At 39.5% G+C, this 16699-nt stretch carries 19 protein-coding genes; 3 read left to right on the top strand and 16 right to left on the bottom strand.

Annotated features, from left to right (window positions below; translation table 11 throughout):
* The first annotated feature begins 10 nt into the window (after window positions 1-10).
* Entirely contained in the window at window positions 11-715 is a 705-nt protein-coding gene (locus FS608_RS16155) for a Crp/Fnr family transcriptional regulator (RefSeq protein ID WP_144552792.1), read from the top strand.
* Here FS608_RS16155 and FS608_RS16150 read toward each other — a convergent pair.
* Window positions 712-963: an amino acid decarboxylase gene (locus FS608_RS16150; RefSeq protein ID WP_144552790.1), complete on the bottom strand. Its 252-nt coding sequence runs from the start codon at window positions 961-963 to the stop codon at window positions 712-714. The genes FS608_RS16155 and FS608_RS16150 overlap by 4 nt on opposite strands.
* Window positions 964-1244: 281 nt before the next feature.
* On the opposite strand from FS608_RS16150, the gene FS608_RS16145 reads away from it, so the two are divergent.
* A complete protein-coding gene (locus FS608_RS16145) occupies window positions 1245-1595 on the top strand; it encodes a hypothetical protein (protein WP_144552788.1) in 351 nt (116 codons plus the stop codon).
* 81 nt (window positions 1596-1676) lie between these two features.
* Here the strand turns inward: FS608_RS16145 and kynB are convergent, their stop codons facing one another.
* The 4 genes from kynB to FS608_RS16125 form a co-directional block, all read right to left on the bottom strand.
* Window positions 1677-2294 carry an arylformamidase gene (gene kynB / locus FS608_RS16140; protein WP_144552786.1) on the bottom strand — a complete coding sequence of 206 codons (618 nt, stop codon included), beginning with the start codon at window positions 2292-2294 and terminating at the stop codon, window positions 1677-1679.
* A gap of 113 nt (window positions 2295-2407) precedes the next feature.
* Window positions 2408-4384 carry a WG repeat-containing protein gene (locus FS608_RS16135; RefSeq protein WP_260871710.1) on the bottom strand — a complete coding sequence of 659 codons (1977 nt, stop codon included), beginning with the start codon at window positions 4382-4384 and terminating at the stop codon, window positions 2408-2410.
* 171 nt (window positions 4385-4555) lie between these two features.
* Window positions 4556-5569 carry a 4Fe-4S binding protein gene (locus FS608_RS16130; RefSeq protein ID WP_144552784.1) on the bottom strand — a complete coding sequence of 338 codons (1014 nt, stop codon included), beginning with the start codon at window positions 5567-5569 and terminating at the stop codon, window positions 4556-4558.
* 188 nt (window positions 5570-5757) lie between these two features.
* The gene (locus tag FS608_RS16125) at window positions 5758-6741 is read right to left on the bottom strand and encodes a Gfo/Idh/MocA family protein (RefSeq protein WP_186328771.1); all 984 of its coding nucleotides are present in this window, start codon (window positions 6739-6741) and stop codon (window positions 5758-5760) included.
* A 200-nt stretch (window positions 6742-6941) separates the two neighbouring features.
* Here FS608_RS16125 and FS608_RS16120 point away from each other — a divergent pair, with 200 nt between their 5' ends.
* Window positions 6942-8597, top strand: a complete 1656-nt coding sequence (locus tag FS608_RS16120; RefSeq protein ID WP_144552780.1) for a glutamine--tRNA ligase/YqeY domain fusion protein — start codon at window positions 6942-6944, stop codon at window positions 8595-8597.
* Between the two features lie 38 nt (window positions 8598-8635).
* On the opposite strand, the gene FS608_RS16115 is transcribed toward FS608_RS16120, so the two are convergent.
* The 11 genes from FS608_RS16115 to FS608_RS16065 are packed head-to-tail and all read right to left on the bottom strand — an operon-like array spanning window position 8636 to window position 16643.
* Window positions 8636-9694: a PAS domain-containing sensor histidine kinase gene (locus FS608_RS16115; protein WP_144552778.1), complete on the bottom strand. Its 1059-nt coding sequence runs from the start codon at window positions 9692-9694 to the stop codon at window positions 8636-8638.
* Window positions 9695-9713: 19 nt separating this feature from the next.
* Window positions 9714-10163 carry a GAF domain-containing protein gene (locus FS608_RS16110; protein WP_144552776.1) on the bottom strand — a complete coding sequence of 150 codons (450 nt, stop codon included), beginning with the start codon at window positions 10161-10163 and terminating at the stop codon, window positions 9714-9716.
* A gap of 14 nt (window positions 10164-10177) precedes the next feature.
* Window positions 10178-10831, bottom strand: a complete 654-nt coding sequence (locus FS608_RS16105) for a response regulator (RefSeq protein ID WP_144552774.1) — start codon at window positions 10829-10831, stop codon at window positions 10178-10180.
* A gap of 13 nt (window positions 10832-10844) precedes the next feature.
* Entirely contained in the window at window positions 10845-11507 is a 663-nt protein-coding gene (locus FS608_RS16100) for a sensor histidine kinase (RefSeq protein ID WP_144552772.1), read from the bottom strand.
* A gap of 48 nt (window positions 11508-11555) precedes the next feature.
* Entirely contained in the window at window positions 11556-11837 is a 282-nt protein-coding gene (locus tag FS608_RS16095; RefSeq protein WP_144552770.1) for a hypothetical protein, read from the bottom strand.
* Window positions 11824-12135, bottom strand: coding sequence for a hypothetical protein (locus FS608_RS16090; protein WP_144552768.1), 312 nt, complete (start codon window positions 12133-12135; stop codon window positions 11824-11826). The genes FS608_RS16095 and FS608_RS16090 overlap by 14 nt, the downstream gene beginning before the upstream one ends.
* Complete coding sequence (locus FS608_RS16085; protein WP_144552766.1) at window positions 12128-12319, bottom strand: hypothetical protein; 192 nt, start codon at window positions 12317-12319, stop codon at window positions 12128-12130. The genes FS608_RS16090 and FS608_RS16085 overlap by 8 nt, the downstream gene beginning before the upstream one ends.
* Window positions 12309-12833, bottom strand: coding sequence for a Rieske 2Fe-2S domain-containing protein (locus FS608_RS16080; protein ID WP_144552763.1), 525 nt, complete (start codon window positions 12831-12833; stop codon window positions 12309-12311). The genes FS608_RS16085 and FS608_RS16080 overlap by 11 nt, the downstream gene beginning before the upstream one ends.
* A gap of 11 nt (window positions 12834-12844) precedes the next feature.
* The gene (locus tag FS608_RS16075) at window positions 12845-13405 is read right to left on the bottom strand and encodes a 4Fe-4S dicluster domain-containing protein (protein WP_007086371.1); all 561 of its coding nucleotides are present in this window, start codon (window positions 13403-13405) and stop codon (window positions 12845-12847) included.
* A complete protein-coding gene (locus tag FS608_RS16070; protein WP_144552761.1) occupies window positions 13406-15574 on the bottom strand; it encodes a molybdopterin oxidoreductase family protein in 2169 nt (722 codons plus the stop codon). It abuts the gene before it with no gap.
* Window positions 15561-16643: a respiratory nitrate reductase subunit gamma gene (locus FS608_RS16065; RefSeq protein ID WP_144552759.1), complete on the bottom strand. Its 1083-nt coding sequence runs from the start codon at window positions 16641-16643 to the stop codon at window positions 15561-15563. The genes FS608_RS16070 and FS608_RS16065 overlap by 14 nt, the downstream gene beginning before the upstream one ends.
* Window positions 16644-16699 lie beyond the last annotated feature (56 nt).

Here is a 16699-nt window from a genome sequence, read left to right as displayed (position 1 = left end):
GTGATTTAGAATGTGTTGTGACCATTGCAGCTCTCATGAATCATCATGCATTACATCGGTACAGGTTTTTAAAGGGATGAACGAAGCGGATCTTCAACCGCTGCAAAAGGTAACCAGGAGCAAACGGTATGGTAAGGGAGAATATATTTTTCGAGATGGCGAACGTTCGGAGACATTATTCGTGGTTAATGAAGGACTGATTAAGCTAACAAAAATGTCCCCTGATGGGAAAGAACAAATTATCAGATTGCTGTTTCCAGGGGATTTCTTCGGCTTATTTTCATTATTAAGAAATGAAAATCATTATTTGAATGCAGAAGCCGTAGGAGCCTCAACGATTATTTGTTATATCGAGAAAAAGGATTTCCTTAACACAATGGAAAAAAACACAGAGTTGTCCTACCGGTTCTTACTAACTGTCAACGACCGCCTATATGAATCTGATGATTCCATTGGTTTTCTCAGTTTTATGGAAGTAGAACAACGCCTGGCAAGAGCACTCATTCTATTCCATGATAAAATGAATGCAAAAAATGGTACTTTTACCCTGCCAATTACTAAAAAGGATTTAGCCAGCTATATTGGTACAACCCCAGAATCGGTAAGCCGGAAGCTGGTCTCGTTCATGTCGCAAAAACTGATTTGCATGGATGGGCGAAGGCAAATACAGATTCTAGAGTTGGACCAACTAAAACAAGTATCAGGTAGGTATTAGTTAATTTCGTCAAGCTTGATGGCCATTAGTCTAAAATGCATGGATTCTACTTCATTAACAATTACATTCATGCCTAACGATTGTAAACTGGCAATTAGCGGTTCCCCTCGATGTGGCAAATGAATTTCAAAAATAGTGCCTATTGGTGCTTCTCTAACAAAATTCAATATTTCGCGGCGTGGATGTTCACCCTTTGCAATTCGTTCCCGAATATCCATTACTGCCTTTTTATCAACTATTTCAAACATATTCTCTCTCCCCTTTGTTAAGAGTTTAAGTTTATGCTTCAGTTTATCACCCTTCTCTTCAATTGAAATTGATTTATATCAAGTTTAGATTTGGAAGATTGAAGGTGAATAATAGCCCCCAATGCGTTGAGTTTCCTATGTTTAGGAAAGACATTTGGTTGGTTTTAAGAGGATTTAATTTTCGAAAGCTTTGTGAACTTTGCCGCTAAAGTGATATTTCCTGATGCAAACGATGATAGAATAAACAACAGAAAGATTACAATATAGCGGAGTTGAATATGATGTTTAATAAGATTGCTCTTATCACATCACTGTTGTTTTTCCTATTAGGAACGATTGTCTTTGCCGATTCTCGATTAGAAGTTTCTTCTCCTCAAAATAATCCAGTAGTTAGCCAAACAACTCAAATAGCTGCTATAACCTCAGATAATAATAAAATTGTATCAGCCAGTAAAAGCACAGCAATAGAAAACGAACAGGCCTCATTGCCTCCAAATCAAGTGGAGAATGCCCAGCCAACATTAAAAGATTATGTTGTTCCCGGTTTGGTAGGTTTATTTATTATCATTGGCTTTGGAAGTTATTGGCTAATTTTCCGCAAAAAATTTACCAGTCAGACCAAGGAACAGTGATATTCCCCCTAGTGGGACAGAAAAAAGCGTGAGTCCAATGGATTCACGCTTTTTTGGTGCCTGACACCAATTCTTTTACTTCTACTTTCTCAGGACTGCGCGAACCGGACTCCCATCTCCTTCAACTAGTGGTAATGGAAGGGCAATCAGTTCGTAATCGCCAGGTTCGATTTCATCAAGCATTAGTGATTCTAGGATATGAATACCATGCTCATTCAAGCTATGATGGGCAGGCAGCTCTTTACTGTCAATTGGATCGACGGATGGAATATCCAAGCCGATCAGTTGAACTCCCTTACTTCCTAAAAAAGGAGCTAAGTTCGGCTCAATATGTGGTATCTTTTCAGGGAAAACATCAGGTTTTTCCCAGGCAAGGGTTCGAAATAACACCCGTTTGCACCCATCTAGATTAATCTTTTCTAAATCAGCGGCACCAATGCTTTCCTTACCATGCATATCAATAACTCTCGCAGGACCAATGTATAGGTCAAGGTTTAACTCGATGATTCGCTTTCCTTCATTATCAAAATGGAAGGGAGCGTCCACATGTGTTCCTGTATGGGTACTCAATTCAAGTTTGCCTACATTAACGGAGCCGCTTTCCTCCATTGGCCATGCGACCTCATATTGAAAATCCGTATCACCTGGCCAAACAGGCATCCCATTTATTAGTTTTCTAGAAATATCATAAATCTTCATACCCACCATGCACTCCTTCAAAAATAATCTTTCGTTTATCACCATTATTTCATATTTCCGCAGGGTTTTTCATTAGTTTACATAAAAAAAGACAGGATTGATTCCTGCCTTCCTCAATGAAACGATTTCCAAAATTCGCTGTTCCTATTAATGAGCTCTTTTAGGTCATCAAACGGAATGGTAAAGGTCGGAAAACCGGCTGCAAATGCGGCAATTTCATAGGGTTGAAAGTAGATATTCAGCCCAGCCTCACTAATAAAAAAGGGCTGATCATCCTTTATGCCATGGTACTCATCAGGAAATAGGTAAGACGAATATTGGTTATTACTTTTTATTTGTTCAAGAATCAAATCGCTAATTACCTTTACATAAGAACTCCCAGGCTTAAAAAGGTCTTTTAATTGATACATCGAGCCAGTTTTCAGGTTAATATGGGCATATTTTTCTACAGGCATTCCGTGGGCTGCACAAAACGGGTAGTCGTAGCCAGTAATCTTAATGACGAGTAAATTTTTCTTAAAATAAGTTATTTCATAATTACCCGTATAATTCGATTCCAGCTGGGTATGTGCGGGTACGGGTTTTACGCCTGCCATCTCCTTTAGAGTGCGATTTACGCTTTCTTGATTCTCCATTCCTTCGATTTGTGGAAAGTAGACTAAATAATCCTTATTGGGTTTGTATTTATACTCAATCACCGAATATTGGTTATCTAGCGGAAGAATGGCAGCTTGCTTCCAGACTAATTCTCCCGTTTGATTATAATATATGAGATGGTCGTCGATATGACCTTTAATTAGTGATTTCTCAAAGCTTAGCCAGCCTGAGCCACTAACCATTGGCAGATGTTCCTTTCGCCTTCCATGTTTGTCGATAAAATAAGTATGCTGTTCATCAGTGACAGACGTAAGGCCGTCCTCAAATTTGGTCATCACTGTAAAATGAAATCCTGTGAGTATATGACCATCCGAATCAGCTAGGGCATAAATGGATCTCATACAAGGCTGCTTCGGGTCAAGATCTTTTCCAATCGCAAAGCGCCCTTCACCTAAATCTAAGATTTGATTATAGTTTGGCTTAATCACAAAATGACCTTGCCGATCAATAACGCCAAATTTTTCTCTATTATTCTCTGACAAACTGACAATAGCCCGGCCCTCAATAAATGATTCTCCATTCGAAAATTGCGGCTCGATGATTGTTTTCCCCAGCTCATTAATATAACCCAGCTTCCCATCGTTACTCTTCCTAAATGCAAGCAAACCTTGACCATATTTAGCGACGTAAGCATATGGATAGTATTGTAGTACCTTTCCGGTAAGATCGATCAGTTGAAAACTATCTTCTTTTGTTTTTACAATTGCTTTCCCCTGTTCAAAATCACTGGCCGTTTTATAGATTAATGGAATTACTTCTTTCCCCCGTTTATTAAGATATCCATATAAATACTCCCCGTTTGCATCTATTTCCACTGCACGAACGCGTCCCTCTTTATACTCTCCAACAATGATAGAATACGCCTTTTCCGTGATTTCTTTGCCATTCTCATTAATCACCTTGAATCCCTGGGCATCATTGACAACGGCCCTGCCTTCAGAAAATGAGTTAATCGTGTCGTATTTAGGCTGTACGATAAAATAGCCTCTAGAATTAATGACACCCGATTTGTCCATTAAACCAACAATGGCCAAACCATTCTCCTGAAAATCCTCGGCATGATCGTAGTTTGCCGGAAGAATCCAATTCCCTTTTGCATCCATATATCCCCACTTATTTCCGCCAATTTCCTTTCTCACAACAGGAAAAAGGTAAACGGCCCTTGACTCTCTGGAAATGGATAGCGCTCGGATTGCTTTTTGCTCCAACTCAGAGGGAAGAGGATAATAATATCTAAATTGACCAAAGTACTGTTTAAGAACAAATAAATAGGGCTGCCGGTAAAGACGGTATACCCCAAAGATTTCCTGGATTCCATCCCCATCGATATCCATAGATTGAAGGATTGCTTGTTGATCTTGGTATTCCAACTCTGCACCCATTGGGAGATATGGCAATATCCAACTTATTAATTCTCTGTTATTACCAGCCATCATAACTCACCCATTTTAGTTTTTTATATTTATATGATGAAAAGTGGGCTATGTGTTTAACAATATAAATGTAAAAACACCGCTAATTGAAATCAACCAGTTAGCAGTGCTTTATTTTTTACATCAAATTCAGCACAAAAATAGCAGCCGATATGGGCTGCTATTAAACCATTATTTTATGTTTGCTGCTTCCGGGATTAGCTGTTTCCATTCCTCATAGGAAATGATTGTATCCCAGTGCCCGGTTATTTTTGCAATCGTAATAACCAAGAAGAATAGCACGAAGAAGGTAACTGGAATAAACCATTTACTAACCTTCTTTCGGGCAATCGTCATGTTAAGCGTATCTTTCACGGGACATGCCTCTACACAGGACATACAGGCTGAACAATTAAGGGAATTTACGGTCTCAACTTTGTGTACTTTTAATCTTTGCGGACAAACCTTTGTACACATTTCGCAGTTTGTACACGTAACTTCATTTCTCTCAATCTTCGTAATTCTAAAGATACTGCCTAGTCCAATCAGTGCACCGTAAGGACACAAGAAGCGGCACCAAAAGTTTCTAAAAAATAAGGACAGGATGAAGATGACAATGATAAACTTCAAGGCAAAGCCGCCAAGATTGATAAATAAAAGGAGCATTTTTACATCGGATACCTTATTATACGGTTCCTCAAGAAAACTTTTTGCCGTAAACACGGGCATTTGTACAACCATAAGAACAAAAAATAACATCAAAAAGTATTTTATTGGTGTTAGGATCCAGGTCAGCCACTGCGGGATTTCAAAATTCCTCTTAAATATTTTCCTGCCCAGCCACCCAATCAACTCACCAACTGTTCCTACTGGACAAATCCAACTGCAGAACGATTTACGCAAAATGATACCCGCACCTACAAAAAATGCAAGTAAAACGAGACCGGCTGGATGAATGACATCAAATTCGCCACTCGTAAGCCATACTTTTAAGGCGACCAAGCCGCTGATGGGCAAGAATCCTTCAACCGCAGAAGGCCGGTCAACAAAAGGAGTTTTTCCGAGTGTTTCAAAATGCAAATAAAATTGATAAAACTGCAGACCAACATATAGTAAAAACAACAGAAACAAGCCCTGAACGGTATATCTTGTAATTTGGACAGGTTTACGTTTCAACTGTTTCTGGTACCAAGCTTTTGATTTCATAAGGTTTCCTCCCATCTTACTCCCTCAACTATAATGAACTTACAAAACATGGCATGTGATAAAAGTCATTGAGAATATTGAATTCATAAAGAATTCACATAAGCATTCATAAAATGTTAATTAAGCTTTTTAGGAGGAAGATAACCTCATGAAATAAAGCCAGGAGAACGTATCCTCCTGGCCTTGTATTATTTTTCTGCTGCAAATAAGATATTATTTTGTTTCCTAGCTTCTTCGGTAATTTGGATTACGATTTCGCTCCAGACCTTCAATTGCTTATATTCTTGGTCATTTTTCGTCTCAATAATTTTAGCAATGTTAACACATTCATATACCATGTTTTGTTCTTCTAGAGTGACACTAATGGTTTCTCTCTCTTTTCCTCGGTTGTCCACGAAGGTTATAGCTGAAATCGGGGCCGCATCTTTAAGGATAAAGGTTCCCTTTTCCCCGTGAATCTCACACGGTAATTCGGAATGAGATATTTTTGAACAAAGGATCGTACAAATAAAATCATCATACGTTAACACCAAGGTTCCACTTCCATCCACACCGCTGCGAAGAACAACAGGATGATAGTTGACCTGCTTAGGTGCACCAAACAATCCGACTGCTAAATAGAGCGGATAGACACCTAAATCAACAAGCGCGCCGCCAGAATATTGAGCCGAGAAAATATTGGGCTCCTCCCCCTGTAAAAATAAATCATAGCGAGAGGAATATTGGATATAAGGCAATATGGTACTACGAAGCTTCCCAGCCCGTTGTAGGTTATCTTTTAGTATTTTAAAATTTGGGGTATGGATATTACGAATCGCTTCAAATAGATATACGCCATTTTCCTCCGCTGTCTGATAGGCTGTATGTAACTCAGCAGTCGTTGAAAAAATCGGCTTTTCACAGATAACATGTTTCTTATTTTTCAAAAATGTAAGTGTTTGTTCAAAATGGAGAGAATTCGGTGATGCAATATATACCGCTTGTATTTCTGAGCTCTTTGCCATCTCCTCTAGATCTGTAAAAAAATAGGGAGCGTTATATGTATTGGCTAATTGTTTCGCTTTATCCTCTGCTCTTGAATAGACACTTGTTAATTGCAATTGACCGCTGAGCTCGGCTGCTTTGATAAAGGATTCTGTAATCCATCCTGTTCCGACTGTTCCAAAGGTAATCATGGTAGTTCCCCTTCCTATATATACTAGAAACCATTGTAGTCTTTTTCGACTTCACTTGCCAATTCTAGAATTCTAAAAAAATAAACAAATATTCAATTTCACGCGTGTTTTATACATGAATTGTTGGGAACAATGGAAAAATATCCGTATTTATGTTATTTATAATGTAGAGTTAAGAATGAAAGAGGTTGAAAAGGGTGGACAAAAACACATCTAATTTTATTAAAGATATTATGATTAAAGATCTTGAATCTGGAAAGCATCCTAAAATCGTCACTCGGTTCCCGCCAGAGCCTAACGGTTATTTACATATTGGACATGCAAAATCGATTGTCATCAACTTCGGCTTAGCGGATGAGTTTAATGGGCTGACTAATTTACGCTTTGACGATACCAATCCGTTAAAAGAAGATATCGAATATGTAAACTCAATCAAAGAAGATGTAAAGTGGTTAGGGTTTGAATGGGATAACTTATTATTTGCTTCTAATTATTTTGAAGAAATGTATAAACGTGCGGTTTTATTGATTAAAAAAGGATTAGCCTATGTTGATGACTTATCAGCTGACGAGATCCGCCAATACCGCGGGACACTGACGGAACCTGGAAAGGATAGCCCTTACCGGACCCGTTCGATTGAGGAGAACCTTGATTTATTTGGAAAGATGCGGGAAGGTGTCTATGAAAACGGCCAAAAGGTCCTTCGAGCGAAAATTGATATGTCATCACCGAATATAAACTTACGTGACCCTGTTATCTACCGGATTGCCCATGCAACCCATCATAATACCGGCGACAAATGGTGCATTTATCCAATGTATGCTTTTGCTCATCCACTTGAAGATGCCATTGAAGGTGTAACCCATTCCATTTGTACGATAGAATTTGAAGACCAACGTCCCCTCTATAATTGGGTTGTCGAACAATGTGAAATGGAGAGCACTCCACAGCAAATAGAATTTGGCCGCTTAAATGTAACGAATACCGTCATGAGTAAACGGAAGCTGAAGCAATTAGTAGACGAAGGATTTGTGGATGGCTGGGATGATCCTCGTATGCCCACCATTTCTGGGATGAGAAGAAAAGGATTCACGCCAGAATCGATTGTTTCGTTTGTCCGAGAAACTGGCATTCACAAAGGTTCTGGAGCAGTCGATTCACAAATGCTCGAACACTTCGTCCGTGAGGATCTAAAATTAAAAGCACCACGAACAATGGGTGTCATCGATCCATTGAAGATAGTTATTACGAATTATCCAGAAGGACAAATTGAATTGCTAGATGCTGAAATCAATCCAGAGAATCCAGAAATGGGCACGAGAAAAATTCCATTCTCGCGGGAAATATATATTGAACATGACGACTTTATGGAAGAGCCGCCTAAAAAGTATTTCCGTCTGTTCCCCGGTAATGAGGTCCGTCTAAAAAATGCCTATTTCATTAAATGTGAAGAAGTGGTTAAGGATTCAAATGGTAAAGTTGTCGAACTGCGCTGCACTTACGACCCAGAGACAAAAAGCGGCACAGGGTTTACGGGTAGAAAAGTGAAGGGAACGATTCATTGGGTGGAAGCGGCCCATGCCGTTCCTGCTGAATTTCGTCTTTACGAACCACTAATTTTGGACGAAACAGACGATAACAGCAGTACAGAAAAGACATTCTTAGACAATGTTAATCCAAATTCTATGCAGGTGTTACAAGGCTTTGTCGAGCCTAACATGAAGGAAAGCAGACCGCAAGAGAAATTCCAATTCTTTAGACATGGATACTTTAACGTCGACCCTAAACATACAACAGTAGATAAATTAGTATTTAATCGAATCGTATCTTTAAAAAGTTCATTTAAAATTTAAAAGGAAAGAACCAGGCATAAACACCGCCTGGTTCTTTGCTATTCGACGATAGAATTAGGGACTTCTAAGATCATTTTAGTCCCCTTCCCAGGTGAAGAGCTGATTAATAACTCACCACCCACCGAACGTGCACGCTCATCCATACTAAACAAACCAACACCAAAGGTTTGATTCTTCACATCAAACCCCTTTCCTTTATCCTCAATCATTACACGAACGACATCCTCTATTTCTCTTACAGTGACCGTCGCTTCATTAACTTCGGCATATTTTCGAATATTCGTGAGTGCCTCTTGAATAATCCGGTAAATTGTTAGTTCAATGCTGATGTCTAAGCGCCTATTTAACACGCATTCAAAATACACATCAATATTGTAATGGTCTGAGTAACGGGATAAAAACGATCGAATAGCTGGCACTAATCCTAAATCATCAAGTACGGAGGGGCGAAGTTCCCATGAGATCTCGCGGATTTCTTCAATCAATTCAGTTGCTTCGGTTTGCATTTGTTGCAAAAGAGGATGGTCCATTTCGGCTAAGAGACGATTAATAGTAATCAAATGACTATAAAGGTTTTGTCCAATCCCATCGTGTAAATTACGTGACAAGCGTCTTCGTTCCTCTTCTTGAACATTAATGATATTAGTCATCATTTTTTGAAGCTCTCGTTCGACTCGTTTTCGCTCGGTAATTTCATAACGAATCGCTAAGTATTGATACGGTTTTCCCTTTTCATTTAAAAAAGGAACAATCGTTGTATCCATCCAATAAAAGGTACCATCTTTTGCCCTATTGCAGATTTCACCTTTCCAAACCTCACCGGAACCGATGGTTTTCCACATTTTTTGAAAAAATTCTTTTGAATGGTACTGGGAATTGATAATTCGATGATCTTGCCCTAGGAGTTCCTCTCTGGAGTATTTCGAGATATGGCAAAATTGATCATTCACATATGTAATCGTGCCCCGAGAATCGGTGATGGCTACTATCGAAGATTCATCAAGCGCAAACTTTATATCTACTAATTCCTGCATTGACTTTTTTAATTCTAACTCAAGATTCACGAATTTTGCAGGCTGGTCCATTTCCTTGTCCATTAGCTCCTCCCTGCATCTATCAAAGTATCTGCTCCGTCAATATTTTTTCTAAGTCTTTAGCTGCTTCCTTTACATACTGCTGATCAGTTTCTGTATACGTTTTGATTTTCCGATTACCAATAAGTAATACCCCTTTAGGTACACTATGAAAAAATAAAGGGACAGCAAAAGTCGAAACAAGTTTTTCAGCAAGCATAATGGGATGGTCCGTAACTTTTCCGATAATTCCGTTTGGAAAATCTGTAAGCATCATTGAACTTCCGCTTGAGATAATTTTTCCTGCGATGCCTTTTCCGAAACGGACAGTTATTCTTTTGTATTTGTCATTTAAATTGCCAGCAGCATAATGCCACTTAACATCCGGGCCTACTTCATTTTGCAGAGCCAAGGCAACAAATTCGCAATCAACTACAGTCAACAGACTGTCACAAACCTCCATTACTGCAGGACATTCCTTAATCTCTTTCATTCAAGAATTTCTCCTTAAATACCATAACCCAATAACCCTTTCCTTACGGCATATTCCACCAACTCAGGTCTGGTTTTCATCTGTAGTTTCTCCATCAACTTACCTTTATGGGTTTCGACGGTTTTAACACTAAGGACAAGTTGTTCAGCGATTTCCTTATTGGAATATCCTTTAGCAATAAGTGTTAGCACTTCTTTTTCCCGGTCGGATAAAAGATTGTACGTATCATTCCCATCTTGTTTAACGCTGCTCAAATATTCTTCCATCAATCGCTTCTGTGCAGAGGGATGTAAATAGGCATCTCCGACAGCAACTGATTCGATCGCAGACATTAATTCAGCATGTGGAGCACTTTTTAAGATACAGCCAGATGCTCCCCCTTGAATGGCACGAAAAAGGTACTCCTCATCATCATGCATCGTTAGGATTAAGATATTCACTTGAGGCATTATCTTTTTCAATTCCATCGTAGCGGATAAACCGTCTTTTCCATGCGGCATGCTTAAATCCATGACCACTACATCAGGTTTTAACTTTAACGCTTGTTTAATTCCTTCATTTCCTTCCGATGCTTCACCAATTACCTCCATTTCTGGATTTGTGTTTAACAGCATCTTAAGCCCCATTCTAACCACAGCATGGTCATCAACCAAAAGGATTTTTATCACTATTAACTCTCCTTTAATCCCGGTTTAACGGAAGAGATATTTCAATGGACGTTCCTTCCCCTATTTTAGAGGAAATCTTGCACTGACCGCCAGTCAGAAGCATTCTTTCTTTCATTGCGGAAAGCCCTGATAATGGATATAGGTCATTGTATTCCTCTGGTTGAAATCCTTTGCCAAAATCATAAATGGTAATGGTCAATTCTTCCTCCGTCCAAATAAAATGAATGGTTATGTTAGAAGTATCCGCATACTTTGCAATATTGGCAAGTGCCTCCTGGCAGACACGAAATACGGTAATACTATTTTTTTCAGGTATCCATTTTTCGTCACCCGTTGTTTCCAAATCTACTAGGATCCCAAACGTTGATGTATATAAGTTAATATAACTCCTCATGGCTGGAAGTAAACCAAGGGTTGTCAGTGTAGGCGGATGTAATTCAACAGATAGGTGCCTAATTTCTTGAATGGTCTTTTCAATCAACTCCGACATTTCGCGGACATAATGTGTCATGTGTGGTTCTTTGGCGCCTGATTCAATAAACTGTAAGCCTGTTAATATACTATAAAGATTTTGTCCGACACCTTCATGAAGTTCTAGGGCAATCCGTTTGATCTCTTCTTCTTGGGAATGAATTATATAAGAGGTAATCTGCTGTTTTGAATTTAATTCATCCATATTGCCCCTCCAATATATAAAAATTCATATAAAAAAGGCAGGTTCTTCTTAGAAAACCTGGACCTTTTTTATAGTATATGTTAAGCCGCTTTCTGAATCAAAAGCCCGCCATTGCCCTTCTGACTCTTTTACTTGTGAAGAAATCGGTACGGCAAGAAAATAAAAATCATCAAAATAAAAACGAATATGCGTCACATCTGGACAAAACTGTACTTTTTTTACTACTTTCTTTACTGCAGGTGCTCGGTCTCCACCCTCAGCATCTTGTATGGCTACCTCCACTGGCACACCAACAAACTGGCTCACATCTTCTAACTTAATGGGTTCCACAGCTGTTACATCCTCTCTTCACAGGATAGATGAACATCTTATATCCTTGCAGATACTCCCAAAACTTCTCCTCGGCATGTTCTTCGATAAATTGAATCGTTTCATATTCAGAACCCCAGTCACTCATTCCTTTTATTTCTGCAATAACCATCTCAGCCCCATCAAGGCTTTTTTCTTCAAGAAACCAATTTAGACGTTTTTTCGCAAACGTATTCTTTAACAACTTGTCAATTTCAGCTGTAAAATCACCTGCTAACGGACGGACAAAACAAAAATCAATATACGTCTCACTAGTCATTGACATTCACACCTTTTTTATAGATAAGGAATGCGATTGGGAACAAAATCACGTTAATCACCGCGGCTACGATTGTATTGGTATAATTTTCGTAAAAATATTGATGGACCATATATTGAGTAAAGATAATATTTAACATCAAAACTGCTAAAAGAAGGGCGACATGCAGGTAACTACGCTTCATAACGTTTCACCCCCACGGCATAAACTGCACCGTTTTCTACTTTTACATAAATTTCAGGAAGCGGACGTCGCGGCGGCCCTGCGATTGGCGCACCCGTTTCCACATCAAATTTTCCGTGATGGCAAGGACAAAGCATTTCTCCTTCATCTTTTTTCCAAAATACCGGACATCTTAAGTGGGTACACGCATTTTGGTAGGCTACATATTTATTTTCAGATAATCGAATTAAGATTGCACTGTCATGTTCACCAGGAAAGGCAAAATCAACTGCATCTCCTACAGGCAAAGAATTAACATTAGTAATTTTTTGCTTTGGATATTTTTTATCTCCCAATCCGGTTAATTCTTTTGCAGCTAATGCTCCCCAAGGAAGAGAGGAAACAGCAAATACTCCTGCAGCTCCAACTAATGTTTTCATAAAGCCGCGCCGATCAAGTTTTCTTTCATTGTTGCGGTTAATATTATGGGTATAATTATCTTCATTGAACGGGATTTTATTATTTTTTTCTGTCATGTTCATCCCTCCTAAAACAGTTTCGTGACGCCCTGCAGAATACCAGGCAGGTTCACTTTTACATTTGTTTCGCCTTCTAAATAAGGCATACTTGTAACCCATTTTCCGTTATCCAAGTTAAATTGCTTTTGTTTCGCTTCTATCTCTTCATCTGTCAGCCATTGTAATGTATTCGATGGACATACGCTCGCACACATTGGCGGAATACCGTCCTTTGTCCGGTCAATACAAAGATCACACTTGTACATTAAATTTTGCTCTGTATCAAACTTTGGTATTCCATATGGACACGCAATTGTACAGTTTTGGCAGCCAATACACTTCTCCACAAGAGCCGATAGCACGGCACCTGTTTCATGGATTTGAATGGCTTGGGCTGGACAACTTCTAGCACAAGCCGGATTTACGCAGTGCAGGCACATAAGAGGCATGGTTTGACGGTTAACAAGCGGGTTCACATCGTAAACATAGTTACGGTTACGTTCTTCATGACCACCACACTGTGTACAAGCCGCCAAACATGAACGGCACCCTATACAGTTTTCAAGTTCAAGATATAGCCTCTTTTTCATTTACTGCACCTTCTTCATTTCTAGTTTTTCAATCTGAGCGGCACACGCTTTAAATTCCGGCATCCGTGACATCGGGTCAAGCGCTGGAATGGTTAATAGATTAATAGATTTCTCGTGTCCAAAATGGTACGGAACAAATACGGTATCTTTTCGAATCGCTTCTGTGATTTTCACTTTATATTCCGCCTCTCCTCTACGTGTAAAGAGGCGTACAAATTCCTCATGATCAATATTGTATTTTGCAGCTGTTTCTGGATGTACTTCTACATAAGGCTCTGGGCACATATCCCGTAAAAACTGAATGCGGCGAGTTTGATTCCCAGAAAGATAATGGTAGACGACACGTCCGGTTGTTAAGCGTAATGGATATTCCGCGCTCGGCTCTTCAGCTGGCGGACGGTATGGTAAGGCGCAAATTTTTGCTTTTCCATCTGGATGGTAGAATTTTTTATCTAAGAACATGTGCGGTGTTCCTGGATCATTTTCATCTTTACATGGCCAGAACACACCATCTTGCTTGTCGATTTTATCCCAAGTAGCTCCATAATAGTCGGCATAGCCGCCCTTAGATGCTAAACGGAATTCATCAGCCACATCTCTCGCCGTTTTCAAGTGGGAGAAATACTTGCCTCGGCCAAGATACTCTGCTAACTCTGCTTGAATCTGCCAATCCGGCTTTGATTCACCAACTGGTTCTTGAGCTTTATTAATTTTAATAATCCGGCCTTCTAAATTAGTTACCGTTCCTTCATCCTCTGACCATGTTACGGTTGGAAGGATGACATCCGCAAATTCTGCAGATTCGGAAAGAAAGAAGTCTGCACAAACCATAAAGTCTAAGCCTTTTAAAGCCTTGCGGACAAAGTTTAAGTTTGGTGCGGATACTGCTGGGTTGGAGCAGAGTAAATACAAACCTCTGATTGTTTTTTCCTCCATTAGTTCGAACATCTCATAAGCAGAAACACCAGGCTCCGGCATTTCTTCAGGTGTAATTCCCCAAACCTTACATACTTCTTCTACATGCTTCGGATTGGTAATTTTACGATAACCTGGAAGCAAATCAGATTTTTGACCATGCTCACGTCCGCCTTGACCATTACCCTGCCCTGTAAATGTTGCTACTCCCGCTTTAGGACGGCCAATTTTCCCCGTAACTAATGCCATATTCGTGTAGGCTGATACATTATCAACACCTTTATGCTGCTGTTCAATACCACGCGCAAACATGACAATGGCATTTGGTGCTTTTCCGTAAATTTCAGCGGCACGAATAATCTTTTCTGGAGCCACTCCAGTCAGTTCACTTGTATATTCTGGTGTAAATTCTTTCACCAATTCTCTTGTTTCTTCAAAGCCATTCGTATGATTATTAACGAATTCTTCATCTGCATATCCGTTTTGAATAAGTAAGTTTAAAATACCATTTGCTAAGGCGAGGTCTGTCCCTGGACGTAAATCCAAGTGAACATCCGCTCTTCTTGCAATCGGGGTTTCACGAGGGTCAGCTACAATTAAGTAACCTCCTCTTTCCTGGACTGCCCACACTCTAAACATTGAAGTTGGGTGGCACTCAGCCGTATTGCTTCCAGCAATGAACAAGCAATCTGTTTCATGGAGATCTGTCCACGGTAAAGTTGAACCGCGGTCAACTCCAAAAGAGCGAAGGAATCCACCAGCTGCACTTGACATACAGAAGCGGCCGTTATAATCAATGTAGCGTGTTTGCAGGCCAACCCTGGCGAATTTGCCTGTCAAATAACACTTTTCATTCGTCATCGACACACCACTGAATACTGACAATGTATCTTTTCCGTAATTACTTTGAAGTTCTGCAAACTTCTTAGCAATTAAGCTGTAGGCTTCATCCCAACTGGCTTCACGAAAGCCTTCTTTTGTACCCTTAAGTGATGCATCATCGCGGATTAATGGTTTTAAAATCCGATCATCATGGTTGGTTTGCTGGTAAGCTGTAACCCCTTTAGGGCACATTTTTCCGACGTTTACCGGCCAGTCGTACCGTGGTTCAACCCCGATGATTTTATTTGTTTTTGTATTTACACGCAGGTTCATTCCACATTGCATCCCACAGTAACTGCAGTGAGTTTTTACGAGCGTTTCATTTGGATGACGAAGATTTTCTATTTCTTTAAAAAATTTATCCCTTTGCATTCTGGTTTGCCTCCTTGACCTTAATTTGATGTGTTGCGAAGCCTGAGAATCTTGAGATTCTATATTTTCTGCGACAAGGCAGACATAGTTCTGCAAGATTAAAACCATCCTGCATATTAAATTCCATTTCATTGACACCTAAAACTTGAATGACATCATTCGATTGTTCCACTGATACAAAATGATCGCCGCATACTTTACATTCCTTCATATGCTGTTCTCCATAATGCTCACGGTAATTTCTTGCAAATACACTCATTGGACGGAATGGAATATGAGCAAGTTTTCCGAATGGAAGGTATATGAGTGTCACAATAACTGAAAATTGATGAATCAGTGACATTTGCGGCTGCATCCAGCCATGTAGGAATACGTTTTGGACCGTTAATAATAGTCCAGTAACGGAAATAAACAATAATAGATACAGCGGTAAGAAATCGTACATAAACTTTTGTTCTGCTCTGGCTTGCATGTTTTTTAAGCGGCGGTTTAGTGCCATACATACTCCAGCTGTAACCATAATCGCAGCAATATTAAGTGCGTTATAGGATAACCAAGCAATGATTCCATCTGCTTTCACGTTCATTACATTCATTCCAAATAACACGATTGTATAGTAGCCATTGTCTTCCATCGTAAAATACATCCAGCTGAACACGAGCGGGAAGGTTACCAAGCACGCAAGGACACAGCCCCAACCGATTAAAATGTGCTGTACCCAGCGGTACATCCCACGATTCCGGATGAAATCATAAATAGCTAAATGATTTACAGCAGTTTTAGGTGTACTTTTTCGAAATAATAGTTTTAAGCCTTTTTTGATAAAAATTTTGGTTGGCGGTCTTTCTCCCCATGCAATAAAGCGGTAGAAAAATCCCCCGATAAATACAATGGTTCCTACCATATATCCATATAGATTTAAGTCAACATGTGTAAACATTCTTGTACCGATAAACGTTAAAATCGCAAGTCCAACAACCGTCAGAAACATTGATTTAGCAAAATGAGATGCAAACGCATCATTGACCGATCTCTCTTGTTTTTTAGTTATTGAAATATTGGATTCCATTGGAGTTCCTCCTAAATAAAAATAACACTACCGTTTTTTCATACTCTAATTGTAAG

The sequence above is a fragment of the Bacillus sp. X1(2014) genome (assembly GCF_007678255.1).
Note: the sequence above shows the minus strand (reverse complement) of the source record. Positions and strands in the feature narration are given on the sequence as shown.